The organism is Mesorhizobium sp. WSM4308 (assembly GCF_002294905.1).
In the GTDB taxonomy this organism is placed as follows: domain Bacteria; phylum Pseudomonadota; class Alphaproteobacteria; order Rhizobiales; family Rhizobiaceae; genus Mesorhizobium.
The window spans coordinates 15,021-41,810 of record NZ_NSFW01000021.1 but is presented as its reverse complement, the minus strand read 5'-3'; the positions used below and the strand labels follow the sequence as shown (position 1 = coordinate 41,810).

14 protein-coding genes are annotated in these 26,790 nt (G+C 64.8%); 10 read left to right on the top strand and 4 right to left on the bottom strand.

The features are described 5' to 3' along the window. Positions 1-120: 120 nt before the first annotated feature. A complete protein-coding gene (locus CK227_RS30425) occupies positions 121-1,356 on the top strand; it encodes an amidohydrolase/deacetylase family metallohydrolase (protein WP_095775582.1) in 1,236 nt (411 codons plus the stop codon). 241 nt (positions 1,357-1,597) lie between these two features. Here CK227_RS30425 and CK227_RS30420 read toward each other — a convergent pair whose 3' ends face one another. Continuing rightward, positions 1,598-3,388, bottom strand: coding sequence for an NAD(P)/FAD-dependent oxidoreductase (locus CK227_RS30420; RefSeq protein ID WP_095775581.1), 1,791 nt, complete (start codon positions 3,386-3,388; stop codon positions 1,598-1,600). A gap of 69 nt (positions 3,389-3,457) precedes the next feature. Then, complete coding sequence (locus CK227_RS30415; RefSeq protein WP_095775663.1) at positions 3,458-4,399, bottom strand: MurR/RpiR family transcriptional regulator; 942 nt, start codon at positions 4,397-4,399, stop codon at positions 3,458-3,460. A gap of 306 nt (positions 4,400-4,705) precedes the next feature. Between CK227_RS30415 and CK227_RS30410 the strand changes: the two genes are divergently transcribed. The 5 genes from CK227_RS30410 to CK227_RS30390 all read left to right on the top strand — a co-directional run bounded on the left by CK227_RS30410 (position 4,706) and on the right by CK227_RS30390 (position 10,396). Next, positions 4,706-5,539, top strand: coding sequence for an ABC transporter ATP-binding protein (locus CK227_RS30410; protein ID WP_095775580.1), 834 nt, complete (start codon positions 4,706-4,708; stop codon positions 5,537-5,539). Then, positions 5,536-6,378, top strand: coding sequence for an ABC transporter permease (locus CK227_RS30405; RefSeq protein WP_095775579.1), 843 nt, complete (start codon positions 5,536-5,538; stop codon positions 6,376-6,378). Before CK227_RS30410 ends, CK227_RS30405 begins: the two co-directional genes overlap by 4 nt. A gap of 70 nt (positions 6,379-6,448) precedes the next feature. Beyond that, complete coding sequence (locus tag CK227_RS30400) at positions 6,449-7,612, top strand: ABC transporter substrate-binding protein (RefSeq protein WP_095775578.1); 1,164 nt, start codon at positions 6,449-6,451, stop codon at positions 7,610-7,612. A gap of 76 nt (positions 7,613-7,688) precedes the next feature. Further along, positions 7,689-8,777 carry a Gfo/Idh/MocA family oxidoreductase gene (locus CK227_RS30395; protein WP_095775662.1) on the top strand — a complete coding sequence of 363 codons (1,089 nt, stop codon included), beginning with the start codon at positions 7,689-7,691 and terminating at the stop codon, positions 8,775-8,777. A 182-nt stretch (positions 8,778-8,959) separates the two neighbouring features. Next, entirely contained in the window at positions 8,960-10,396 is a 1,437-nt protein-coding gene (locus tag CK227_RS30390; RefSeq protein ID WP_095775577.1) for an amidase, read from the top strand. Between the two features lie 153 nt (positions 10,397-10,549). Here the strand turns inward: CK227_RS30390 and CK227_RS30385 are convergent, their stop codons facing one another. Further along, positions 10,550-11,794: a Xaa-Pro peptidase family protein gene (locus CK227_RS30385; protein WP_095775576.1), complete on the bottom strand. Its 1,245-nt coding sequence runs from the start codon at positions 11,792-11,794 to the stop codon at positions 10,550-10,552. 151 nt (positions 11,795-11,945) lie between these two features. Then, the gene (locus tag CK227_RS30380; protein ID WP_245318348.1) at positions 11,946-12,491 is read right to left on the bottom strand and encodes an invasion associated locus B family protein; all 546 of its coding nucleotides are present in this window, start codon (positions 12,489-12,491) and stop codon (positions 11,946-11,948) included. A 352-nt stretch (positions 12,492-12,843) separates the two neighbouring features. Here CK227_RS30380 and CK227_RS30375 point away from each other — a divergent pair, with 352 nt between their 5' ends. The 4 genes from CK227_RS30375 to CK227_RS30360 all read left to right on the top strand — a co-directional run bounded on the left by CK227_RS30375 (position 12,844) and on the right by CK227_RS30360 (position 26,790). Beyond that, the gene (locus CK227_RS30375; RefSeq protein ID WP_179296557.1) at positions 12,844-25,134 is read left to right on the top strand and encodes an S-layer family protein; all 12,291 of its coding nucleotides are present in this window, start codon (positions 12,844-12,846) and stop codon (positions 25,132-25,134) included. 107 nt (positions 25,135-25,241) lie between these two features. Continuing rightward, a complete protein-coding gene (locus CK227_RS30370) occupies positions 25,242-25,742 on the top strand; it encodes a tail fiber protein (RefSeq protein ID WP_095775574.1) in 501 nt (166 codons plus the stop codon). 13 nt (positions 25,743-25,755) lie between these two features. Next, entirely contained in the window at positions 25,756-26,256 is a 501-nt protein-coding gene (locus tag CK227_RS30365; protein ID WP_095775573.1) for a tail fiber protein, read from the top strand. A gap of 9 nt (positions 26,257-26,265) precedes the next feature. Beyond that, on the top strand, positions 26,266-26,790 hold the full coding sequence (locus CK227_RS30360) for a tail fiber protein (RefSeq protein WP_095775572.1): 525 nt from the start codon (positions 26,266-26,268) through the stop codon (positions 26,788-26,790).

Below are 26,790 nucleotides of genomic sequence, written 5' to 3'. Positions count from 1 at the left end.
AGCTTACGGACCCAAATGTCCGCTCCGCTCCGGTTCTCGAAACCACCACCATATGACTCGCCAGAGCGAATTTCGAAACAGTCTCTGAGAAGGCAAAGCAACGAACCGGAGGTTCCCCTCATGCAATTCGACCTCCTGCTGAAGGGCGGACGGCTCATCGATCCGGCGTCCGGCATCGACGCGCCGCGCGATGTCGCCATCGCCAATGGGCGGGTCGCGGCGGTCGACGCCGATATCCCGGCGGATCGCGCCAATGAGGTGATCGACGCGGCCGGCTGCATCGTCGCGCCCGGCCTGGTCGACCTGCACAGCCACGTCTATTGGGGCGGCACCTCGCTCGGCGTCGACGCCGACCGGCTCGCCGCCAAAAGCGGCACCACCACCTTCATCGATGCCGGCAGCGCGGGCGCCGGCAACTTCCTCGGCTTCCGCCGCCATGTCATGGAGCGGTCCAGGGCGCGCATCCTGGCCTATGTCAACATTTCATTCGCCGGCATCTTCGGCTTCTCGCAGTCGGTGTCGGTCGGCGAGTGCAGCGATCTGCGGCTCTGCGAACCGCGCGAGGTGGTCGCGGCCGCCCGCGAGCACGCCGATGTCGTCGTCGGCGTGAAAGTCCGCTCCGGCAAGCATGCCGGCGGCACCAGCGGCATCGCGCCGGTCGATCTGGCGCTCGAGGCGGCCGACAAGGCCGGACTGCCGCTGATGGCGCATATTGACGAGCCGCCGCCCGGCCGCTCGGAAGTGCTGCCGCGCCTGCGCCGCGGCGATATCCTCACCCATTGCTTCCGGCCGTTCCCCAACGCGCCGGTCTTCGCGTCCGGCGCGGTGCGGCCCGACATGCGGCTGGCGCGCGAGCGCGGCGTCATCTTCGATATCGGCCATGGCATGGGTTCGTTCGATTTCGAAGTGGCGCGCGCCATGCTGGCCGAGGGGCTGGCGCCGGACGTCATCTCGAGCGACGTGCATCTCTACTGCGTCGACGGGCCGGCCTTCGACATTCTGGTCTGCATGTCGAAGCTGATGGCGCTCGGCATGCCGCTGGTCGAGGTGCTGCGCGCCGCGACGCAAGCGCCGGCGCGGGCGATCGCCAGGCCGGACCTCGGCACGCTGGCCGTCGGCACCGTCGGCGATGTCGCAATCCTTCGCCAGCTGTCCGGCCGGTTCACCTTTGTCGACGCGGTCGGCGCCTCGCTGGTCACCGACCAGCGGCTGGTGTCGGAAGGCATCGTCATCGGCGGCACCTGGTGGCCGAACGAGGCGGTGAACGATGTCAGCGAGACCGAGCGTTTCGAGGCGCATGTCGCGCGTACGCATGTCGAGGTTGCCGCCCGGCATTTCGGGCACCGGCACGATTAGCCGATCTCCCGTCGTGGGATGGCCGGTAGGGTTGTGCCTTCCCTGTGGCGGCTGCGCGTTGGCGATGGCTTCCCCCACTCCGTCGCTGCTTCGCAGCGCCACCTCTCCCCCTCCGGAGGGAGAGGAAGGGGGCCAGCCCGGTTAAGCTCGCGCCTTTCCTCTCCCCCGCCGACCGGGGGAGAGGTGTCGAGCGAAGCTCGACGGAGTGGGGGTCGACCTCTCACCGAAGCATGCTTTCGCCTCACCGTCCGGCGTTGCTCGGCTTGCCGTAAACCGGCGTCGCAATGCCTTCCATACGCGCCTTGATCTGCAGCGCCACGTATTTCGAGTAAAAACGCGACAGCGCCAGATTGCCGCCGTGGAACCACAGCGCTTCCTGCGCCGTCGGCTTCCACATGTTGCGCAATTCGCCTTGCCAGGGGCCAGGGTCGCCCTTGACGCCGGAACCGAGGCCCCAGCAGGGCCCGACCTTGTCGGCGACTTCGCGCGAGACGAGCGCGGCGACATTCTCGTTCATCGACTGGTAGCCGGTGCAGGCGACGATGGCGTCGGCCTCGAGCTCGCTGCCGTCCTCGAACAGGATGCCGGTCGGCGTCAGCGCCTTGATGGCGACGCCGCTGCGGATGCCGATCTTGCCGTCGATGATCAGGTCGGAGGCGCCGACATCGATGTAGTAGCCGGAGCCGGTGCGGTAGGCCTTCATCAGGAGGCCGGTCTCGTCGTCGCCGAAATCGATGGCGAAGCCCGAGGCACGCAAGCGGTCATAAAAGGCGGCGTCGCGCGCCTTGATCACCTCGTAGAGCGCGCACTGGCCCTTGGGCACAAGGGCGAAGGGCGTCGAGGCGACGATCATGTCGGCCTTTTCGGTGGTGATGCCGCGCGCCAGCGCGCTCTCCGAGAAGATCTCGAAGCCGACCTCCATCAGCGTGTCCGACTTGACCACGGTGGTCGGCGAGCGCTGGATCATGGTGACGTCGGCGCCGCTTTCCCAGAGATCGACGCAGACATCGTGCCCTGAGCTGGCCGCGCCGATGACGGCGACCTTTTTGCCGCGGAATTTGTCGCCGCTGGCATACTGGCTGGAATGCAGCAGCTCGCCCTTGAACGCCGCGGCGCCGGGCAGGTCGATCTTTCGCGGCGGGCCGTAGGCGCCCGTGGCGAAGACGACATGCTTCGGTTTCAGCGTGATCTGCCGGCCGACACGGTCGACCACCACGGTCCACTCCTTCCGTGCCTCGTCATAGGAGGCGCTGAGGCATTTGGTGGCGACCCAGTAGTTGAGCTCCATGACGCGCGTGTACATTTCCAGCCAGTCGCCCATCTTGTCCTTGGGCGTGAAGACCGGCCAGTTTTCCGGGAACGGAATGTAGGGCAGATGGTCGTACCAGACCGGATCGTGCAGCACGAGCGTGCGGTAGCGGTTGCGCCAGGAATCGCCGGGCCGGGCGTTCTTCTCGATGACGATGGTCGGCACGCCGAGCTGCCGCAGCCGCGCGGCCAGCATGATGCCGCCCTGCCCGCCGCCGATGACCAGGCAATAGGGCTGCTCGGTGGCGCCGAGCTCGCGCGTCTCGCGCGCCCGCGCCTCCGACCAGGTCTCGCGTTCGGGGTCGGCCTTGTGGCGCACGCCGAGCGGCCGCGCCAAGCCCTTGCGCTCCTCGAACCCCTTGAGGTCGGTCATCGCCGTGAACAGGGTGCGGCAGCGGCCGTCGCGCAGGCGCATGATGCCTTGGCCGGAAGCCACAGCGGTCTCGAAGGTGAACCAGGCTTCGATCGTGCCATCGTCTGAGGTCGCCTCGCCGGCGAGCTGCCATGCGGTGGGCTTGGTCGTCGCCAGCGTCGCCTCGAGCATCTCGGTGATGGCCTCGCGGCCTTCCATGGTCGTGATGTTCCAGGTGAAGGTCAGAAGATCGCGCCAGTAGCAGTCGTCGACGAACAAATGGCTTGCCGCGGTCGCATCGCCGGCTGCGAGCGCCTGCGCCAGGGATTCCAGCCATGCGGCTGCCTGTTTCGTCGGTGCCATTTCCAGCATGTGTTCCTCTTCCTGCGTTGGCGCCGTCTTGTTCCCTCCTCTCGCAAGGGGAGAAGGAAAAGAGATGCCCTAATCCCCGAGCGGCTCCATCTCCTTGCCGGTGCGGTGGATCTGGGCGTTGTATTTGATGCGGCGGACCGTCTCGCGCGCCGAGCCGTCGAGCTTGTAGGCGCAGGCCACGGCCAAGAGGTCGATCGCCGCCAGGAAGGCGAAGCGCGAAGCGGTCGGCTTCAGCGTGTCGGGATATTCGGGCACCGCCACCGTCAGCCGGACATCGCAAGCGCGGGCGAGATCGGTGTCGGGCGCGGTAACGGCGATGGCGTTGGCGCGGTAGTGCTTGGCGAGTTCGACGGCCTCGATCACCTCGCGCGTGCGCCCGGTCGCCGAAATGGCGATCACCAGGTCGCCCGGCTTCAGCGTCGAGGCGGTCATGCGCATCAGATAGGGATCGCACTGGGCGCTGACGGTGATGCCGTAGCGAAACAGCCGGTACTGCGTCTCCTGCGCCAGCGCCGAGGAACTGCCGCCGAGGCCGAAAACGGTGACCTGGCGAGCCTTGGCGATGAGTTCCGCCGCCTTCTGCAGCTCGCCCGGATCGAGCTGGCGTTCAGCCTCCTGCAGCGCCCGGCGCGCCTCGCCGAAGACGGCGTTCCAGAACGGCATGCCATTGTCGTTGCTGATGGCCGGCGGCTTGGCCAGATAGAGCGCGCCGACGACGAGGCTTTGCGCCAGCTTCAGCTTGAAATCGCGCACACCCTCGCAGCCGATGGCGCGGCAGAAGCGGGTCACCGTCGGCTCGCTGACGCCGGCGCGTTCGGCAATCGCCGCATTGGAGGCGTCGACGGCGTATTTGACATCGTCGAGCACGACATCGGCGACGCGACGCTCCGCCGGGCTCAACTCCGCGTAGGAATCCTTGACCAGCGAGATGATGTCGGGGATGCGCCTGATGTCGCGTCCCTCCGGCTCGTGGCTTGCAACAGGCTCTTGCTGGCTGTCAGCTTCGGTCATGAAGTCGGTCTTCCCTGGCGTTTCGACCTGACCTCTTACCATGTTTGCACGCCGTCGTTCCATGCGCCTGGCCGCGCTGCAACCGTTGCGTGCCTGGCGATAAGCTCGCGTTTCCTTTTCAGAGTATGTAGGAAAGCAACACGAATTTCAAGGCCGAGAAAACTTGGCAAAAACAACATATTAGGCGAATACCGGAAATTTCATGATACGGTTACCACCGCGAACGCTTGACAGCAAAGTAGGATAGTTACAGACTGATTTTTGGCAGATGACCTACTGGATCATCACGCAATCTCCGAGGGGCGGATGAACGCGGGCGAGACAACAACGCCGAAGCTTGGCGTGCAGGCAGCGACCAAGATCTATCACACGGCGTCAGGCGACCTCTTGGCGCTGGACCGCTGCAGCCTCGATGTCAGAGCCAATGAAATCGTCTCGATCGTCGGCCCGTCCGGCTGCGGCAAGACCACGCTCTTGTGGTCGATGTCGGGCCTGCACCGCCTGACCAGCGGCGAGATCCGGCTCGACGGCGTAAAGATCACCGGCCCGCATCCCGATATCGGCATCGTCTTCCAGGAAGCCAACCTTTTGCCCTGGCGCAATCTCGACGCCAACATCCGCTTTCCCTTCGAGATCAAGGGCGAGAAGCCGGACCGGACGTGGATCGCGCATCTCCTGAACCGCGTCGGCCTCGACGGCTTCGGCGGCAAGTTCCCGCGTGAGCTTTCGGGCGGCATGCAGCAACGCGCGGCGATCGTGCGGGCGCTGGCGCTGAAGCCCTCGGTGCTGTTGATGGACGAGCCGTTCGGCGCGCTCGACAGTTTCACCCGCGAGGAGATGAACCGGCTGGTCGAGGAGATCTGGCTCGACACCAAGACCACCATCGTCTTCATCACCCACAGCATCGAGGAAGCGATCTTTCTCTCGGATCGGGTGGTGGTGCTGAGCGCCCGGCCGGGCAAGGTCGCCAAGGAGTATCGCGTGCCGTTCGCGCGGCCGCGCTCGCTGGAGATCATGGCGACCAAGGAAGTCTTCGATCTCACCAACCGGATCAAGATGGACATTGTCGGCGAGCGCGCCAGGCCGAAGGCGCCGGAACAGGAGCGCGCCAGCGCCGAGATCGTGAGGATCAGGCCGTGAGCGACGCCATCCCGGAATTCTCCAAATCCAAATCAGGCGATGGCCAGGAGGTCAGCCTGACCAATCTGTCGGCGTTCGCCAGCGGCCCCGGCGTCAAGTCGGGCAAGGAGGTGGCGGCCATCATCGCCGTCGCCGTGTTCATCATCGGCGGCATCGAACTGGCGCTGCGGCTGTTCCATGTGCCGCTCTACATCATGCCGCCGCCGAGCTCGATCGCCTATGCGCTGTTCGACGAGTTCCCGCTGATCGCGCCGCATCTCGGCTACACGCTGGTCGAGCTGGTCTCCGGCTTTGCCATCGGCGCCGTCGTCGGGCTGGTGCTGGCCGCCGTCATCACCCAGTTCCCCTTCGCCGAAAAAATCGTCGCGCCCTACATATTGCTGCTGGTCACCACGCCGATGCTGGCGCTGGTGCCGCTGCTCATCCTGCGCTTCGGCTTCGGCTACACGCCGCGCATCATCGCGGTGGCGCTGGCCGCCGGGCCGATGGTGATGATCAATGCCGCCACCGGCTTTCGCCGCGTCGACAGCGCCAAGATCGCGCTCGCCCGCTCCTACGGCGCCAGCACCTTGCAGATCTTCTGGAAGATCCGCGCGCCGATGGCGCTGCCGATGATCCTGGTCGGGCTGATGATCGGCGCCATTTTCGGCCTGCTCACCGCCGTCGGCGCCGAGATGGTCGGCGGCGGCTTCGGCCTCGGCAACCGGCTGACCACCTATTCGTCGATGATCCAGATGCCGCAATTCTTCGCCGTGGTGCTGATCCTGTCGACACTCGGCATCCTGATCTACGTGCTGTTCTTCCTCATCGGTAAGAAATGGGCGAGCTGGGAGGCTTGAAGACAAGGATTTGAAGCAAGACGCCCGGGAGGCGGGCGGCAGACCGACGTCAAACAAAAAGGGGAATGCCATGACCAAAGACCATTCGACGAACCACCCGGGCATCAGCCGCCGCTATTTCCTGCAGGTCACCGGCGCCGGCCTGGTGACGGCAACCGCGCTCGGCGCCACCGGCTTGGAGGCAAGGGCCGAGGCCTATGGCAAGTTCACCTGGATCTCGCCGCGCGGCACGCTCGAAGTGCTCGACGACTATCCCTATTGGGCAGCCAAGAAGGCCGGCTATTTCGACGGGCTCGACACCGACATGCAGCCGGGGCCCTCGGACGGCACGGCGACGGTCAAGTTCGTCGATGTCGGCCAGGCCGATATGGGCTTCCCCTCCCCCGGCGTGTTCTCCTTCGCCATCCAGAACGGCATGAAGCTGAAATCGGTGTTCCATATGGGCGCGCGCGACACGTTCAGCATCGCCTTCCGCAAGGGCGAGGGATCGAACGATCTGAAGAAGCTCGAAGGCAAGACCATCCTGCTCGGCTCGGCCGCCTGGCAGTCGATCACCGATCCGCTGCTCGCCGCGCAAGGCGTCGACATCAAGAAAGTAAAGTATGTCGAGGCCGGCTGGCCGACCTGGGGCACCGCGCTTGCCGGCGGCCAGGGAGATGCTGCCCTGTCGTGGGAGGGGCTGCGCGCCGAATGGATCGCCAAGGGCCTCGACTTCGAATACTGGCTCGGCGTGAAAAACTCCAAGCTGCCGGCCAACACTTTTGTCGTGCGCAGCGCCGACCTCGAGGACCCCGACAAGAAGGCCTTCCTGGAAAAATACCTGCGCGGCTGGGCGATGGGACTCGAATTCGGCTACCAGAATCCGCGCGCGGCGGTCGAAGCGGTGTTCGAGCAGTTCCCGACGCTGGCCAAGAATCTCGGGCCGGAGCTCGGCACCACCTCGATCCTGCAGCAGATCAACGTCTTCCGCGGCGACATGGACAAGCGCGGCGGCTGGGGCTCGCACGACATGGCGAGCTGGCAGGGCTTCTTCGACGAGATCCACAAGATCGGCCAGATCACCAATCCGGTGAAGGCCGAGGATGTCTGCACCAACGACTTGATCCCGGCGGCCAACGATTTCGACAAGGCCAAGGTCAAGGCCGATGCCGACGGCGTCAAATTGTCGGAAGCCTTTGCCGCGCTCGATGTCGAGAAGATCAAGGCGCATCTGTTCGATTCGGCCGTCAAGTAGGGACTGCCGGCGACAGAACCGGGCGGCGACAGGGTTGCCGCCCGCAATTCATTGAAGAAAAGTGTGGGAGGTGGCGGTGGCCGACAAGGTAAAAGTGCTGGTGGTGGGTCTCGGCAATATGGGTGCGTCGCACGCCAGCGCCTATCACCGCTCCGAGGGTTTTCAGATCGTCGGCATCATGAGCCGCTCGATCAAGAGCAACAGCAAGATACCGGCCGAATTAGCCGGCTATCCGCTCTACGAGGATTTCGACCAGGCGCTGAAGGAGACGAAGCCGGACGCCGTCTCGATCAACAGCTGGCCGAACACCCATGCCGAATATGCGCTGAAGGCGATCGCGGCCAATTGCCATGTGTTCATGGAAAAGCCGCTCGCCACCAACATCGAGGATGCCGAGAAGGTCGTGGCGGCGGCGCGCGCCAAGAACCGCAAGCTGGTGCTCGGCTACATCCTGCGCGTCCACCCGTCCTGGATCAAGTTCATCGAGGTCGGCAAGACGCTGGGCAAGCCGCTGGTGATGCGCCTCAACCTCAACCAGCAGAGCAGCGGCAGCGCCTGGCACTGGCACAAGAACCTGATCGATTCGCTGATCCCGATCGTCGATTGCGGCGTGCACTATGTCGACGTCATGTGCCAGCTGACCGGCGCCAAGCCGGTGCGCGTGCACGGCATCGGCGCCAAATTGTGGGCGGAGGCCGACAAGCAGAATTACGGCCATCTGCACGTCACCTTCGATGACGGCTCGGTCGGCTGGTACGAGGCCGGCTGGGGCCCGATGATGAGCGAGACGGCCTATTTCGTGAAGGACGTGGTCGGCCCGAAGGGCGCTGTGTCGATCGTCGCCGGCCAGGCTGCCGGCACCGCCTCGGACGCCGAAGTGTCGAACTCGGCCGACATCGACCGCCACACCAAGACCGATGCGCTGAAGATCCATTACGCCCAAGTCGACGGCGACAAGAACTTTTCCAAGCGCGATGAGATCGTCAGCATGGAGGACGAGCCCGGCCACCAGGAGCTGTGCGACCGCGAGCAGGCCTTCTTCCTGCGCGCCATCCGCGAGGACCTCGATCTGACCGAGCAGATGGACGCGGCGGTCAACAGCCTGCGCATCGTGCTCGCCGCCGAACAGAGCATCGCGTTGGGACGGACGGTCGAGCTGGCCTGACGCAATCCGGCTGCTGGCGCTGGAGGCGGCACCGGCAGCGCGGAATTTCATCTTTCTCCCGGTCACTATACGGGGAGAAGGCGCCGGCAGGCGGGGCGGAGCTTACATTTGCAGTTGGCCGGTAACGACAGCTCGCGCATTCCTAAGCGAGGTGCCGAGGCATGCAAATTTGGGAGAGAGAAATGGTCACCGACAGTCTTTTGAAAACCTACGCGGACTCCGATGCGCTCGATCTGGCCGGGCTGGTGCGCGGCGGCCAGGTTTCGCCGGCCGAACTGGTCGAGGCGGCGATCACGCTGGTCGAGCGGCTCAATCCGGCGCTGAACGCGGTCGTCCATCGCCTCTACGACATGGCGCGGACGCAGGCGCAGACGGTCGACAGGTCCGCGCCCTTCGCCGGCGTGCCGTTCCTGCTCAAGGAGCTGGCCTCGTCCTGGACCGGCGCGCCGAACACCAATTCCTGTTTCTATCTGAAGGACGTCGTCGCCGACTCCGACACCGAAGTGGTTCGCCGCATGAAGGCGGCGGGACTGGTGCTGGTCGGCAAGTCGAACGCGCCGGAGAACGGCTGGTCGATCACGACCGAGCCGAAGCTCTACGGCGTGACGAAGAATCCGTGGAAGGAAGGCATCACGCCCGGCGGCTCGAGCGGCGGCGCGGCCGCGGCCGTCGCCTCGCGCATGGTGCCGATCGCCGAAGCCAGCGACGGCGCCGGTTCGATCCGCATTCCAGCCTCTTGCTGCGGCATTGTCGGCCTGAAACCGTCGCGCGGCCGCGTCAGCCTCGCGCCGTTCGGCGACTACTGGTATGGCGGCGCCTATTTTCTCTGCTGTTCGCGCTCGGTGCGCGATACCGCGGCCTATCTCGATGCCGTCGCCGGCGCGCTGCCGGGCGACCCCTATACGCCGCCGGTTCCCGATGCCTCGTGGCTCAGCCTGTCGGCGCAGGCGCCGAAGACGCTGCGCATCGGCTTCACCGTCACGCCGCCCAACGGCACAGCCATCGATCCGGAGGTCAAGGCGGCGGTGCTGGCGACGGTGATAACGCTCGAACGGCTGGGGCACCATGTCGAGGAGCACGACATGCCGCTCGATGCCAACGGCGTCTGGGCGACCTACACCAACATGACCTGCGTGCAGACGGCGGCGACCTTCGACTATCTTGAAACGGTGATCGGCCGGCCGGTGACGCCTGACGACGTCGAGGCCGTGACCTGGGCGATCATCGCGCGCGGCCGCGCCACCAGCGGTGTCAGGCACATCTCCGATGTCGAGCAGCTGAGGCAGATCGGCCGCGACATTGTCGGCGATCGCGATGCCTACGACCTCTTCATCACGCCGACGCTGACGCAGCTGCCGCGTCCCTTCGGCTATTACGACATGTCGGAGACGGACATCGACCGTTACAACGCCAAATGGACGGACGCGGTGTTTGCCTTCCCCTTCAACATTTCAGGCCAGCCGGCGATCTCCCTGCCGCTGGGCTGGTCGAAAGGCGGCGCGCCGATCGGCGTGCAGCTGGTCGGCCGCTATGGCGACGAGGCGACCGTGCTGGCGGCTTCGGCGCAGCTGGAGCAGGAGATGCCGTGGAGGGATCGGCGGCCGCAGGTGAGCGCTTAGTTAGCCGGCAAGGGTTGTGCAGCGGCGCTGCACTATTCGATCAAGGTCGCGGCATGTGGATCCTCGGGTCTCCGCGACGCCGCCACGCGACTGCTCCGTCCGTGGATGACAAACGTGGAGGGGCTCGGCCAATCTCCGGAGTGAAGCCTCCCGCTAGCCAAGCCTCTCCAGCCGCCTCGGCAGCCGGTTCATCGGCATCGGCCCATCTGCCGTGATCAGGAACTGGTCCTCGAGATTGAAGCTGGCGAGGCCGTCCATGTAGAGCGGGATTTCGAAGGCCAGCACCATGCCGGCCTCGATGACGACATCATTGTCGGCCGCGATGAACGGCCATTGCTCGGAAAACACCGACTGGCCGACGCTGTGGCCGAAATGGCCGCGGCGGAAGCTGCGCAGGCCTTGCCGCGCCAGGCTCTCGGTGGTGACGCGATGCACATGAGCGAGCGTGTTTGCGGGGATCAGCGCCGCCAGCCCGTCCTCGAAGGCGCGCTCGGCGATGGCATGCAGCTCGGCCTGGTCGGCGGAAGGCGGCCCGAAGGTGAAATTGCGCGACATGTCGGAAGCGTAGCCGCCGACCGTGCAGACCATGTCGCATTTCAAGGGATCGCCGGCCACGGCCCTGGCGTCGGCGCCCTTGGCGCGGGCGCCCAGCGTCACATATTCCGCCGTGACGACCGGATGCGACAGCCCGGCTGCCGCTTCGGCGACGCCCTTGCGGTAGAGCGCGATGAGATCGGCCTGGCGCATGCCGGCCATCGCGTCCACCTGCAAGCGCTCCAGCCCGGCTTCCGAGAGAAAGATGCCTTGCTGAAGGAGATCGATCTCGCGCTGGGATTTGACGGCCCGCAGCCTGTCAAGGACCGGCGAGCCATCGACCATCGGGCAATGCGGCAACAGCGCCTGGATGGCCGCGAAATCGGCGGCCGGGACGAAGTCAAGGTCGATGCCGAGCGTTGCGCGCTCCAGTCCGAATTCCTTGAGCAAGGCCTGCAGCTGGCGCACCGAGCCGGCGAGATCGAAAGTGGCGGGGCGGGAGAAATCCGGGGCGCGGCCAAGCGAGGCAAGGCCGGCCTCGATGCGTTCGGCCAAAGCGAGCCCGTGCGTTCCAATCTCGACCGGCGCGGATTCGATCCAGATCGGGTGCGACCGCACGATTGCTTCCGGCGCGGCGAGCCGCAGCTGCGCGGCGTTGAAGTCGGCGACGACAACACCGATCGGCAGGTCTTGTCCGGCCGGGATGATCACGAAGCCGCCACCGGCACGGCGGAACAGTCCCGCCGGGCCGATCCACGCACCGGTCGCATAGTGGAAGGCCTCGGGCGCGCAGAGCACCAGCGCCCCGATGCCGGCGCCTTCCATCAACTGCGCGGCGCGCTGGCGGTCGACAAAGCCTGTCATGGGTTTCTCCGGATGTCCGAAGCGACAACGGAGCATTGCGGGTGCGGACAATCAAGCCGGTTGCTCGTATTGACGCGCTGCATCGCTTGAGCGCGGAGCGGAGACGCCCACGAAGGGGCGGGATGTCGGGCAATGGTTGCCGGCGAACCCGCTACTTGATCGATTCCAGCTTGGCGATGGCCGTGGTGAAGCCGGCGAGCGAGACCGGGATGGTGACCGGCTTGCGGGTGACCGATTCCATGGAGATGTTCAGATTGGTTCCCGACTTCATCGTCTTGAGCAGTTCCGGCGACAGCGGCGTGGCGGCATAGGCGCCGTTCTGGTCGCTGGTCTGGATGGCGATGACGATTTTTTGCCCCTGGTCGACCTGATAGCTGACGCCGGACGGCAGGAACAGGCCGTGCGGCAAAGCGAGCAGCATGGCGGAGCTGCCATTGGCGTTGTCGCGGCGCACGGTGACGGTCAGCACGCGCTGCCCGGTCTTGGCCTCGGTGAGGGTCTGCGACACCTGGCACTGAAGCTCGTTGGTCGCCGAGCCGCTGGAGCAGTTCACCGCCCATGCATTGGCGTCGGCCGGCTTGGGTCCGGCCTCCTTGGGCTGAGACTGTTTGGCTTGGGACCCTTTGGCCGCGTCCTCGGCAAGCGCCGGGCCAACAGAAGTCGACAGCAGCCAAAGGGCAGCCGATGTCGCGATCATTCGCGCTAGATTAGCTCTAGCTAAATTACTTGGCATGTTCTTGACGCCCCACAATTTTCCTTGCCCCAGCAGGTATTCTCTCGGAAAAGGCTTGATACAACAATGGCGACAGCTCCGAAAGCCGAGTCCCGAGTCAAGCAAGCCGGCAAATCTACTGTGGCAATATGGTCACAGGACAGAACTTTGCGGTCCGACAACAACACGCACAACCTTCCGGACTCGCTATACAATAGAATTCGCGTAAGAATTAACACGCGGGACGTGCAGTCCCTGAAGGGACTCGCCAGGGATGGAAACTACCGAGACGTCTCGGCAGGTTGGTGGGATGGTGGCGCATGGGGAGGCTTTCCGCGTGCGCGCTGGTTATCGCCGTTCGCGCATTGTAAGCCATCTTTGGAAGACGACGGCGCTGACGACGCTGGCGCTTGGCCTTTCGGGCGTGATTGCCCATGCCGACCCCGACGGCCTCTGGCAGCCGCAGATCCGCGCCATCGTCGGTGCCGACAACAATGGCGGCAACGCCGCGCTCGAAGGCTTCATTCCGATCAAGCAGACGGCCGAGTCGGTGCTGTTCCTCGATGTCCGGGCCAAGCACGATTTCAAGGATGCTTCCGGCCAGGACATCGGCCTCGGCATTCGCCGCATCGTCAATCCCGACCTGATGCTCGGCGGCTACGCCTATATAAACCTCGAGAACTACGACAGCACGCAGTTCACCGCGGCCACGCTGGGCGTCGAGGCGATCACGCCGAACTTCGACGCGCATGTGAACGTCTTCGTACCGATCAAGGGCGACTCGACCGATCATTCGACCAGCTCGACCCTGTCGATGGTCTCGAACCAGCTGATCGAACGGATATCGGTGCTCGACCACCGTGATTACGCGGCCTGGGGCATCGAAGGCGAGATCGGCGCCCAGGTTCCGGTCAACCTGCCCGACAAGCACTCGCTGCGGCTCGACATTGGCGGCTACCATTTCGAGAACCCGCACGGCGACGACGGCAGCGTCACCGGCGCCAAGGCCGGGTTCGAATACACGATCGGCGATGTCTTCGGCAGCGGCACCGAACTGGTCTTCGCCGGCGAGGTCCGCAACGACAATCGCGACGACACCCAGTTCGCCGGCAGCGTGCGGCTGAACATCCCGTTCAACCCCGGCCACGGTTCGGACAAGACCGCGGCCATCAGTGCCGAACCGGTCTATCCGGTCAGTGAAGGCCTGCGCAAGCGCGTCAACGAGCGCGTGCGCGGGGATATCGGCGTCAGGATCCAGTCGCAGGAGATCAACGGCGGCTCGACGACGCGCGTCGCCATCAACGCCGCGACCAATGCGGCGTTCGGCAAGTTCTATTTCGCCGATGGCGGGCTGGCGGGCGCCGGCACGCTGGCCGACCCGACGACGCTGGACGACGCGGTCACCAAGGCCGGCAGCGGCGGTTTTGTGGTTGCGCTGGGCGGCAATGGCAATCTGACGACAGCCGGCGTGACACTTGCCAATGGCCAGACCGTGATCGGCGGCGGCGAAAGCGTCACCGCGAAACTGTCCGGCGGCGGCACCGCCACCTTCAATCTGGGCGGCAGCGACGGCACGATCCAGGGCACCAATGTCGCCAACAACGTCATCACGCTCGGCACCGGCAACACGCTGAACGGCATCACCATCACCGGCGGCGCCAACGGCATCTTCGGCAACAACGCCACCGGCACGACGCTGACCAACGTGACTGTGACGGGTGCCGGCGGCAACGGCGCCGCGTTCACCGGCAATTCGACCAACGTCAAGGCGTCCGGTTTCACCGCGACCGGCAACGGCCTCGACGGCCTGCATATCGAAGACAACGGCACTTACAATTTCACCGGCACGACGCTGCTGCAGGGCAACCACGACGACGGTCTGGATATATCAGGCCAAGGCACCTACACCTTCGCCACCGTCAATGCGCTTGATAACACCGATCGCGGCATAACCGTGCAGGGCACGTCGAGCGGCGGCAGCTTCACCACCACCGGCGGCACCGTGTCGGGCAATGGCGGCATGGCCGTGTTCATCGACCCGATCACCGCCCATGTGGTGCTGGATTCGATCAGCCAGACCGGCGGCACGTCGGGTGTCGTGCTCGACCATGTCTCGGGCAGCTTCACCGTCAACGGTTCGACGACGATTTCCAACACGACGGGACCGGCGATCGCCATTTCCGATTCGCCGGCAACGATCCGCTTCGGCGATGTCGCCATCTCGGCACCCGGCGGCGACGGCATTTCGTTTGCCGGCGTCAATGCGGCGGTGGTCGCCGGCAACATCGTCATCTCCGGCCTCGGCGTCGGCACCGGCCTCGACTTCTCCGGCAGCCACACGAACTTCACCGCGCAGTCGCTCAACATCACCGGCACCGGCTCCGCCGGCTCGATCGGTATCGATCTCTCCTCGCCGACCTCGGGCGGGGCAACGATCGTCATCACCGATGGCGGCGCCATCGCCGGGGTCGACACCGGCGTGCGCTTCGGCATAGCCGGCTCGCTGGCCGGGTCGGCCAATGCCGAGTTCAGCTTCGGCGGCGGTTCCATTGCCGGCATCACCGCGTCGCTCGACGCGCGCGGGCTGAACCAGACGCTCGGCCACTACGCGTTCGGCTCGACCACCTTCAGCGGTCCGCAGCTGTTCGACGTGCAGAATGTGATCTTCGTCGGCGCCACGGCGACCGGCTCGGGCACCGGCTCCTCCCTGCTGGACCTCGCCTCGATCGCGACAGCCGATGCCAACACCGACGGCACGGCGATCTTCGTGCTGGTCAATCGCGGCACGGCCATCGACGACACCGACGGTTTCTCGCTGAGCGCCGGGCAGACGCTGGCCTCGTTCGGCAACGGGCGGACCTTCTCGCTCGGCGGCATCCCGGTCAATGTGACCGGCGATAACATTTCGCATACCGGCACCATCTCGGACGCCGGCGGCGCGGCGACGCTGACCAGTTCGGCCGGCGCCGACACCGTCACGCTCGCCAGCGGCACCTCGCTGCTCGACTTCAACGTCTCGAACGCCAATCCAGGCGGCGGCACCGGCATCCATGGCAACAACGTCACCGGGGTGACGATAAGCGGCGTCAATGTCAGCGGAGCCGGCCTGGACGGGCTGCTGTTCGAAGGTGCCAGCAATGTCGCGGCCAACAACGTGACCGCGACCGGCAATGGCGGCGCCGGCCTGCGCATCGACGGCAACGGGACCTATGCCTTCAACGGCGCGACAGGGCTTTCGGGCAATGGCGCCGGCCTGGCCATCAACGGCGACGGAAATTACGCGTTCCAGACCCTGAACGCATCCGGCAATTTAAGCCTCGGCGTCAACGTCTCCTCCACCGCCGGCACGTTCACTACCACCGGCGGTACGATCTCCGGGAACGGTGGCGGCGGCGTCGCGCTATTCGGCGCCGATCTCGACGTGACGCTGACCAGCTTGACGCAGGACGGCGGCCTTTTCGGCGCGTCGTTTGCAGGCGTGTCGGGAAATTTCGCCGTTTCCGGCGCAACGACGGTCAGCAACACCTTGCTCGGCGGCCTCGGGATATTCGACAGCACCGGCGATTTCACGTTCGGAACCGTCGATATCTCGGACATCACCGCCCCGGGCGGTGTCGGTATCGACGTCCAGAATTCCGGCGGCGCGGTCACGTTCGGCGGGCCGGTCACCCTGACTCATATCGACAGCGAGGGCATCCTCGCCACCGACAATGCCGGCACGCTCACCTTCAGCGGACCGGTCAGCATAACCGATCCCGGCGACGGCATCTGGCTGGAAGACAACACCGGCGCTGTTTCGTTCAGCGGCGCGGTCACCATCGACCAGCCGTTCGGAAGCGGCATCGACGTCGTTGGCAGCAACGGCATCATCAGCTTCGGCGACATCGATATCACTGGCCTGTGTAACTGCTCCACCGGCCTCGACCTGTCGGGCAGCACCTCGACCTTCACCGCCGCTACGCTCGACGTCAGTGGCAGTTCCGGCGGCACCTCGATCGGCATCGACCTGTCGGGCACCAATGGCGGCTCGGTGACGATCGGCGGCGGCATCATCGCCGGTGTCGACACCGGCGTGCAGATGGGCACCAATGGCGCGGCCGGCACCACCGCCAACACGGCGTTCTCGTTCGGCGCGGCCGGCGGCGCGTCGATCACCGGCACGACGGCGTCGCTCGACATGCGCGGCCTGTTGCCAGGCAGCGGCACCTATGCCTTCAACACCACGGTGCTGAACGGTCCGCAGCTGTTCGACATCGCCAATGTCGTCTTCGTCGGCGCCGCCAGCACCGGCGCTGGCGACGGCTCCAGCGTCAACGACCTGATCAACGCCACCGCGGCGGACGCCCTGGCGGCTCCCGCCAACACGATCTTCGTGCTGGTCAACAACGGCGCCGGAAACATCGATACGGATGCCGACGGCTTTACGCTGGCCGACGGCCAGTCGATCGTTTCCTTCGCCAATGGCGCTTCGGTGAGCCTTGGCGCGCCGCCCGCCAATGTCACCGGCACGCATGTCATCAGTGGCACGCAATTCCAGGCCGATCCTTTCGGCAATGGCGGCGCGACGCTCAACAATTCGGCCGGCAACACCATCGACCTGGCCAATGGCAACCTCGTCGCGAACCTCACCGCCAGCAGTTCCGCCACCGCAATCGATGGAACGGGCATCGCCGGCGCAACGATCAACGGCGTGACGGTCAGCAGCGCCGCGACAGGCGTCGTCCTCGACAGCGTGACCGGCACGGTGACGGTCGACGGTCTCCACATCCAGAATGCGAGCCAGACCGGCATCGCGCTGGTTAATTCAAGCGCGACCGTCAATTTCACCGGCAATACGACGATCGCCAATGCCGGCAATGTCGGGCTGTTCGCCAACGATTTCGACGGCACCGCCACTTTCGACGACCTCGATATTATCGGCGGCGGCATAGGCGTCGGTATCGTTGCCGGCTCGAGTGGAACCCTGACCTTCGGGGCCGGAAGCTCCATCGCCGGTACGAGCAGCAACGCCTTCTCGATCACCAACTCCACGCCCAACGTCACCTACAACGGCACCATCAGCCAGACCGCCGCTGCAAGCGCGGTGAGAATTTCCAACATGACCGGCGGCACCGCCACCTTCGGCGGCAAGATCACCGCCAGCACCGGTGCGGCCAATGCGATCAACCTGACCGGCAACACCGGCGGTACGATCAACTTCACCGGCGGCCTCGACCTGACCACGGATGGCGGCTACGGCTTCAGCGCTGTCAATGGCGGCACGCTGACGGTGACCGGGACCAACACCGTAGCAACCGGCCTCGGGCCGGATGAGAAGGGAATTCTCATCGGCGGCACCGGAATGACCATCGGCGCCGCCGGCGTGAATTTCGCCAGCGTCAACGTGGATGGCTCGGGCGGCGGCGCTTCTACTGGCATCGTCATCGAGAACATCAGTGCCGGCAGCGGCAACGTCACCTTCGGCAATGTCGATCTGTTCCGTATCAGCGGCGACGCCATCCGCCTCACCAACATCGCCGGCGGCACGTACAGCTTCAACGGCACGACGAAGATCGATACCACCGCCCTCGGCGTTTCTGGCTTCGTGGTGCAGAACAGTGCGGCGACCGTCAGCGTCAACAACTTGGTTACGACAAGTGTTAACGCCGCCGATGTCAGCCTGGCCAACAACACCGGCACCATTGCCATCGGCGGCACGATCACCAACTCCGGTACCGGCAACGGCGTCGTCGTCTCCGGCGGCAGCGCTGCGATCACGGTCTCGGCCAATATTTCCAGTTCGGCGACCGCGCCCGGAACAGCGGTCAAGGTCGACGGCATCACCGGCGGCTCGGTGGCCTTCAGCGGCAGTATCACCTCAACGGGCACCGGTAACCTCTTCGCTATAGGCACATCGTCAACGCTGACCGGCGGTACGATCAGTTTCAGTGGCTCGGCGATGACGGCCACTGGCGGTGGCGGCGTAGTCCTCACCCGCCTAGGCGCCCCCGGCGAAAGCGCTATTTTCAACGCCACCGCGCCTTTGTCGATCACCAACGCGATAGGCAACGGGCTGTCGGTTTCGAACATCGCCGGCGGCTCCAGTGCCACCTTCGGCGCGGTCACGGTGTCGGGTGCCGGTGGCAATGGCATAGACATCGGTACCTTTGCGAGTTCGTTGACCTTCGGCACGACCAGCGTGACTCTAGGCTCGGCCGCCAACGCGGCCGGCATCAATTTCTCCGGCACCAATGCTAACGTGACCTTCGGCACAACCAACGTGACCATGGGTGCCGGTGCCAACCAGACCGGCATCGACTTCAACGGTTCGTCGACCACGTCCGATTTCGGCGTGACGGCAATTACCGGCAACGGCGACCTCACCTCGCGCGGCATCGACCTGTCGTCGACGACGGGCAACAGGACCATCAGCTTCCGGCGCGGCTCCAGCGTCACCAATCTCGGCATCGGCGTCGACCTGGCGCGCGACCACACCACGGCGACCTCGGCCAACGCCAACTTCACCTTCGGCGACGGCACTTCGGCCGACGGGCTGCAGTCATCGATCAGCGCCACGGCCGTTGGCGCCTTCACCGTCAACACGGTCGGCCTCGATCCGGCCTTGGGCAATTACGATTTCGACGATGTCGCCTTCACCGGCAACGCCAATCTGCCCAGCGCGGTTGGTGGGACCATCATGGTCTCGCAGAACGGTGGCGTGATCGCCGCCGGCACCTACGGGCTCAGCGCCGCGGTGACGACCATCTCGGTCGCCGCCGCCGATGCCCTGGCCGGCACGCAGACCTTCGCCTTCGTCGGCACCGTCGATCTCAGCGGCACGCCGTTCACGCTCGATTCGGGCCAGTCGATCACCGGGTTCGGCAACAACACCGCCATCACCGTCTCCGGCACGCTCCAGCCGGTCAATGTCCAGGGCAATCTCGGCGCCACCGGCGGCAACGTCACCGGCAATGAAGGCGTGGTCACCGGCACGGCCGACTTCCTGCATCTGCTCGGCAGCAACCAGGTCAGCAACACCGCTTTCAACTTCAATGGCGCCAGCGGCTCGGTCTTTGCCATCGACCAGAGCGCGGGTGGCTTCAACAATGCCGGCGGCATCACCATCCAGGGCGTGACGGTCAGCAATGTCGCCACCGGCAGCACGGCCTTCAAGGTCGCCAGCCTCGACTCGAACCTGTCCATTCTCGACAACAACATCAATGTCGCCGGCACGCTGCTCGACGCCAATGGCGGCGCCGGTAACATCACGCTGACGCGCGGCACTTTGCCCAACAGCGCGACACCGGGCACGCTGACCGGCGGCGGCGTCAGCATCGCAAACCATACCGGCGGCCTGATCACGTTCTCCGACGAGGTGACGGTCGGCGGCAATGGTGTCTCGCTCACCAACAACGCCGGTTCCATAATCACTTTCGAGGGTTTGGACATCACGACGAACGCCGCGACGGCGTTCAGCGCCAGCGGCGGCGGCACGGTCAGCGTCAGCGGCAGCGGCAATACCATCACCACCGGGACGGGCACCGCATTGGACCTCGACGGCGTGACCATCGCCGCGGCCGGCATCAATTTCGATACGATTTCGAGCAACGGTGCTGCGACCGGCATATCGCTCAACGATGTCAACGGCGGCTCGCTCGATCTCGGCGCGGTAAACCTGCAAGGCATCACCTCGCGCGGCGTCGATATTTCCGGCGCGCTCGGCTCGGCACTGGACTTCACCAGCCTGACGGTCGGGCTCAATGCCGCGAACGCTATCGGCTTCGACCTCAACGGCGCATCGCTCGGCACCAGCAACATCACGGCGGGCGATTTCGACGTCGACGGCGGCAGCTTCGCCGGCACGATCGGCATCGACATGGCCGGCACGACCGGCACAGGCATCATCCAGCTCGGCGACACGGTCAATCCCGGCGGCGCCCAGACCTCGACCATCGGCAATGTCGGCTATGGCGTCCAGTTCTCCAGCGCCACCAACGCCAAGCTGGTGTTCGGCGACGGCCAGGGCCCGGCCGAATCGACCATCGCGACCACGGGCGGCCAGGTCATCCACGCCACCGATAGTTTGCCGACCAACGGCGACTACAATTTCAACGACGTCAATTTCAGCGGCGACACGTCGAACCTTTCGCCCGTCCGCGTCTACTATGTCACATCCGGCGGCACCGGCGACGGCAGCCTCGCCAATCCGGGCAGCTATTTGGGAGCGCAGGCGTCCACCGCCAATGTCGTGGTGCTGATCGACCAGAACGTCAACGGTGCCCAAGAAACCATCGACCTCAGCGGCACCGCGTTCAACCTCGATGACGGTCAGGTGCTGCTCGCCTTCAAGAGCGGCGACGCGGCCATCGATGTCTCGCAGCTCGGTGTCGACACCAGCGGTGGCGCGTCGGCAGCGTTCCACTTCACCACGGTGCAGAATTCACCGATCGTTGCGGCGCCGGGCGGCATCGATACGCTGCGGCCCATCCTGCAGACCAACAACGCCACCTCGGTCATCAACCTGGCGACATCGGGCGCCGGGACGATCACCGGCGGCATCCAGAACCTCATCATCCGCAATACCGGCACCGGCGCCGGCATTTCCGGCAACGCATCGGCCGCCTCCAGTTTCTTCGTCAGGGACAACGACATCGCCGCCGGCGGCCGGGCGCTCGATTTCATCACCACCGGCGCGCCGGCCGACACGCTGCTGCTCTCGATCGATGGCAACACGCTGCAGTCGACCGGAGCCGCGCTGGCCGCGTCCTTCGCCGGCCAGAACATCGGCCCGACAAGCAACTCGATCGCCGTCAGGTCCTTCTCCGGCAATACGGTCACCGGCGGCACCGGAGGCGGCATTGCCTTCAACAACGTTACGTTCGATTCCACTGGAGCCGGCGGCACGGTCAGCGTCGGTACGCTCGATGTCGGCACGACGGGCGCACGCGTCCAAGGCAACGGCCTGGCCTTCACCAACACCAGCGGCACGCTCGACCTCGGCACCTTCACCGTCGCCAGCAATGGCGGCACCGGTCTCCTGGTCGACACGAAGGGCGCGAATACCAATTTCACCCTGAACAGCAGCGGCGGCTCGGTCGACACCACCAACGGCACGGCGTTCAACCTCGACCCATTGACCGTCAACATGACGGTCGGCAGCGTCACGGCCAGCGGCGGCGCGAGCGGCATCATTTTCGACGGCGTTGCCGGCACCTTCACCGTCACCGGCGCGACAAGCATTTCCAACACGTCGGGCGCCGGCATCAGCGCCATCAACGCCAACACCGGCACCTTCAACTTCAACACGGTGGCGATAAACAACACCGCCACCACCGGCGGCGGCATCGGCTGGGCCAGCGGCACGCTCAACGTCAGCGGCCTCGCCAACATCGACACGACGAGCGGCAGCGGTCTCTCGCAGGGCGGCGGCACGACCAGCTTCACCGGCGGGCTGACCGTCGACACCACGACCGGCACCGGCATCGCCAGCACCGGCGGCACGATGGGCATCACCGCCACCGGCGGCGCCGAGACCGTGAATTCGACCCTCGGCCAGGCCGTCAGCCTCTCCGGCGTCGCCGCCACCATCGCGCTCGATTCGACCTCGTCGGGCGGCGGCACCAACAATGTCGGCCTGACCAATGTCACCGGCACGGTCGACCTCGGCTCCGGCGCGCTGAGCGGTGCGACGGGCACAGCGTTCAACGTGACCGGCGGTAATGCCGTCATCACCTATGGCGGCTCGGTCACCAAGGCGACGGCCGGCAACGCCGTCAGCATCGCCAACCGCGGCGGCGGCAGCGTCACCTTCGGTGGGCCGGTCTCGGCGAATGGCGTGGCGAGCGGCATAGCCATTTCCGGCGCGACCGCGGCGAACACGGTCAGCTTCAACGGGGCCGTCAATCTCGGTACCAGTACGACGATGACAGGCACCGCGGTGTCGATCGACAACGCCGGCAAGGCTTCGACCGTCAACTTCGCCAATCTGAATATTCTGACAAACGGCACGGCGGGCTTCAGCGCCAGCAATGGCGGCACGGTCAATGTCACGACCGGCGCCGTGAATTCCGCCGGCGCGCAGGCGGTGAATCTCAATGGCATCGCCGCCGGCGTCACTTTCACCTCGACGACGTCGACCGGCGGCACCAACAATGTCAGCCTGACCGCTGTCACCGGCACGGTCAGCCTCGGCTCCGGTGGCTTGAGCGGTGCGACGGGCGCGGCGTTCCTGGTCAGCGGCGGCAGCGTGAACACCACCTATGCCGGCAACATCACCCAGGCCAACAACGCCGCCATGGTCAACGTCCTCGGCGCCCATACCGGCACGCTGACCTTCAACACGGGCACGCTGTCGGCCACCAATGGCACCGGCCTGCAATTCTCGAACGCCGACGGCACCTATAATTTCAACGGCACGACGACGCTGAACGGCGGCACCGCCAACATCAACATCCTCACCGGTTCGGGCGGCACCTTCAGCTTCGGCACCGGCACCTCGATCACCAATACGACCGGGACGGCGATGAACGTGTCCGGCAGCACGGCCAACGTCACCTACAGCGGTAACATCACCCAGGGCGGCAGCGGTGCCATGGTCAACGTGTCGACCCACTCCGTCGGCACGCTGACCTTCCAGACCGGCACGCTGTCGGCCAGCAACGGCATCGGCCTGCAGTTCTCCAATGCCGACGGCACCTACAATTTCAATGGCACGACGACGCTGAACGGCGGCGACGCCGGCATCGACATCGTTACCAGCTCGGACGGCGCCTTCAGCTTCGGCGCCGGCACCTCGATCACCAACCCGACAGGCGTGGGTTTCAACGTCGATGGCGGCGCCGGCAACATCACCTATGCCGGCACCATTTCGAAAAACAACGCCAACAACATCGTTGCCATCCAGAACCGCACCGGTGGTACCACGACACTGTCCGGCAATCTTACCGCCACCGGCGCCACCACCAACGGCATTCTCGTCAACGCCAACAGCGGCGGCACAATCAATTTCTCCGGTGCCGGCAAATCGCTGACGACCGGCACCAACACCGCCGTCAACCTGACCAACAATACCAATGCGACCATCAACTTCACCGGCGGTGGCCTGGTCATCAACACCACCAGCGGCACCGGCTTCAACGCCACAGGCGGTGGCACGGTGACGGTGCAGGGCAGCGGCAACACGATCACGTCAACGACCGGCACGGCACTCGATGTCGAGAACACAAATATCGGCTCGGGCAACCTGGTCTTCCAGAGCATCTCGTCGAATGGCGGCAGCGCCGACGGCATCATCCTGGTCAACACCGGCACGGCGGCCGGCAATGGCGGCCTGCATGTGACCGGAACGGGCTCGGCCGGCACGGGCGGCACCATCGCCAACAAGAGCGGCGCCGACGGCTCCGCCACGCAAGGCACGGGCATCTTCCTCAACGGTACGAAGAGTGTGCAGCTCGCCTGGATGCAGCTCAACGACTTCGGCAATTTCGCGATCCGCGGCAACAACGTCACCGGCTTCTCGCTGGACCACAGCGTCATCAGCGGCGACAGCGGCACCAGCAACAGCCTGTCCGACGGGCTGGCGTCCTTCGCCAATGTCGGTGAGGATGCGATCCGGCTGACCAACCTGCTGGGCTCCGGTTCGATCACCAATTCGAACATCAGCGGCGGCTATACCAACACCATCATGGTCGAGAACAACACCGGCACGCTGAACCGGCTGACGATCGACAGCTCCACCATCGGCGGCAGGAGCGACAACGGTACCGGGATGAACGACGGCATCAACTTCCAGGCCGACGCGGGCAGCACCGCCATGAACCTGACCGTCTCCAACAGCGCTTTGACGACAGCCCGCGCCAACCTCGTTGCCGCGACAGGCGGGGTCGGGACGAACATGGACGTCCAGCTGGTCGGCAACACGGTAACCAACAACCACCCTGTGACCGTGAGCGGCGGCACCGCCTTCGACATCGCCAGCCTTGGCAATGTCACCTTCAATATCGCCAACAACACGTTCGACATGCATGCCGCCAATGGTGGAACCGGCATCAAGTCGCACGTCATCGAAGTGAACAAGGGCAGCGGCAGCGGCAATTCGATATTCGACGGCACGATTTCGGGCAATACGATCGGCGTCGCCGGCACAGCCCATTCGGGCAGCGGCATCGGCTCCAACGATATCGACATCAACAGCCAGGACAACGGTACCTTCACCGTCGCGATCCTGAACAACATTCTCACGCACTACGACACGGCCGGCATACAGATCTCCCAAATTTCCGGCAGCAGCACGATCAATGCCACGGTGCAGGGCAATACGACCAGCAATGGCGATTCCAATGCCTTCACCGGCCTCTACGTCGTCGCGGGCTCGGGCCTGGCCGGCGACAATGGCGTCATCAACCTTTTGGTCGGCGGTTCCGGGACTCAGCGCAATGACTTCTCCAATGGCGATCCGGCGAACGGCAGTGACGTCTTCCTGGCGGTATCCGGCGGAGCCAGTACCTCGACGATCAACCTGTCGAGGGGTGTCTCCGCAGCTCCAACGGCCGAGCAGGTCGTCACGGACAACAACCTGAATCCGGCCACGACAACCGTGGCGACGTCGGGACCGATCAACATCGTCAATACGGTGCCACCGCTGCCCTGATCAAGTTTAGCGGTAGTTTAGCAGTTGCGAATACACAAGATTCATGTCGACATTTCTATCTGATCTGTCATATTAGCGGCATCGGATAGAAGCTGGAGGGGGCCCGTATGGCAGAGCCATATCTATCGGAAATAAAACTGGTATCGTTCAACTTCCCCCCCAAGGGTTGGGCGTTTTGCAATGGGCAGTTTCTGCCTATAAACCAGAACCAGGCGTTGTTTTCTCTTCTGGGCACGACCTATGGCGGCAACGGGCAAACCACGTTCGCGCTGCCAAATCTGCAGGGCCGGGTGCCGACGCATATGGGCGGCGAAGGATTTTTCCTTGGTCAACAGGGCGGCGAGCCGTCGCATACGCTTACCGTCCAGGAATTGCCGTCCCATGTGCATGGGGCCAGCGCCTCGACGGTGGATGGTGACCAGGTGATTGCCACCAACAATTATCTGGGCCCGGCCAATCAGCTCTATGGCGCACCGGCGAATCTGACGACCATGATCCCAACCGAAGTCAGCAGTATCGGCGGCAGCCAGCCGCACGAAAACATGCAGCCATACCTGACCTTGAATTTCTGCATCGCCCTGGTCGGCATCTTTCCCTCGCGAAATTGAAGGAGTTCGAACGATGGCAGCCTATGTGGGCGAGATTCGCATGTTCGCCGGCAATTTCAATCCGAACGGCTGGATGTTCTGCCAAGGCCAGACATTGCCTATCTCGGAGTATGAGACGCTGTTCCAACTTATCGGCACCACCTATGGCGGTGACGGGGAAGAGACGTTCAATCTGCCGAACCTGTCGGGCCGGCTGCCGCTGCATCAAGGCAACGGGTACGTGATCGGGCAGATGGCGGGTGTAGAAGAGGTTACGCTTACAACGCAGCAGATCGCCTCGCACTCGCACCCGTTCATGGCGACAACCAATATCGGTGGCGCCAGCGCCCCGGGCAACAACGTGCTTGCCCAGTCGTCCACGATCAAAGTCTACTCCGCGATCGCTCCCACCGTGGCGCTGGGGCCGTCGTCGATGACGCCAGCGGGCGGCAGCCAGCCGCACAGCAATTTGCAGCCCTATCTTTGCATCAATTTCATCATTTCACTGTTCGGCGTTTTCCCGAGCCAAACATAGGACAGGACCATGTCGGACCAATTCGTCGCGGAAATCCGAATTTTCCCGTTCAACTTCGCCCCCACGGGCTGGGCGACCTGCGACGGTCAGCTCATGCCGATCTCGCAAAACACCGCCTTGTTCTCGCTGCTGGGCACAACCTATGGCGGCGATGGCAAATCGAACTTTGCCTTGCCTGACATGCAGGGCAATGCGCCGATGCAGCCCGGCCAGGCCGCTGGCGGATCGGATCACTTCCTGGGTGAAACCGGGGGATCGACGACGGTAGCGCTGCTACAGACCGAGATGCCGCAACATGTGCATTCGCTGATGGCCGCCATTCCTCCGGCGCTGCTGTTCGCGCCGTCGGCCTCCACGGGACTGGCGCGGTCGGCGGGCGGACCGGTCTACCAGACCAGCAACGCCAATTTGACGCCGCTGAACAGCAATGCGGTGCAGCCAACGGGCGGCGACCTGCCGCACAACAACATGATGCCGTACCTGACTCTCAACTTCTGCATCGCCTTGCAGGGCATTTTCCCGGCCCGCCCCTGA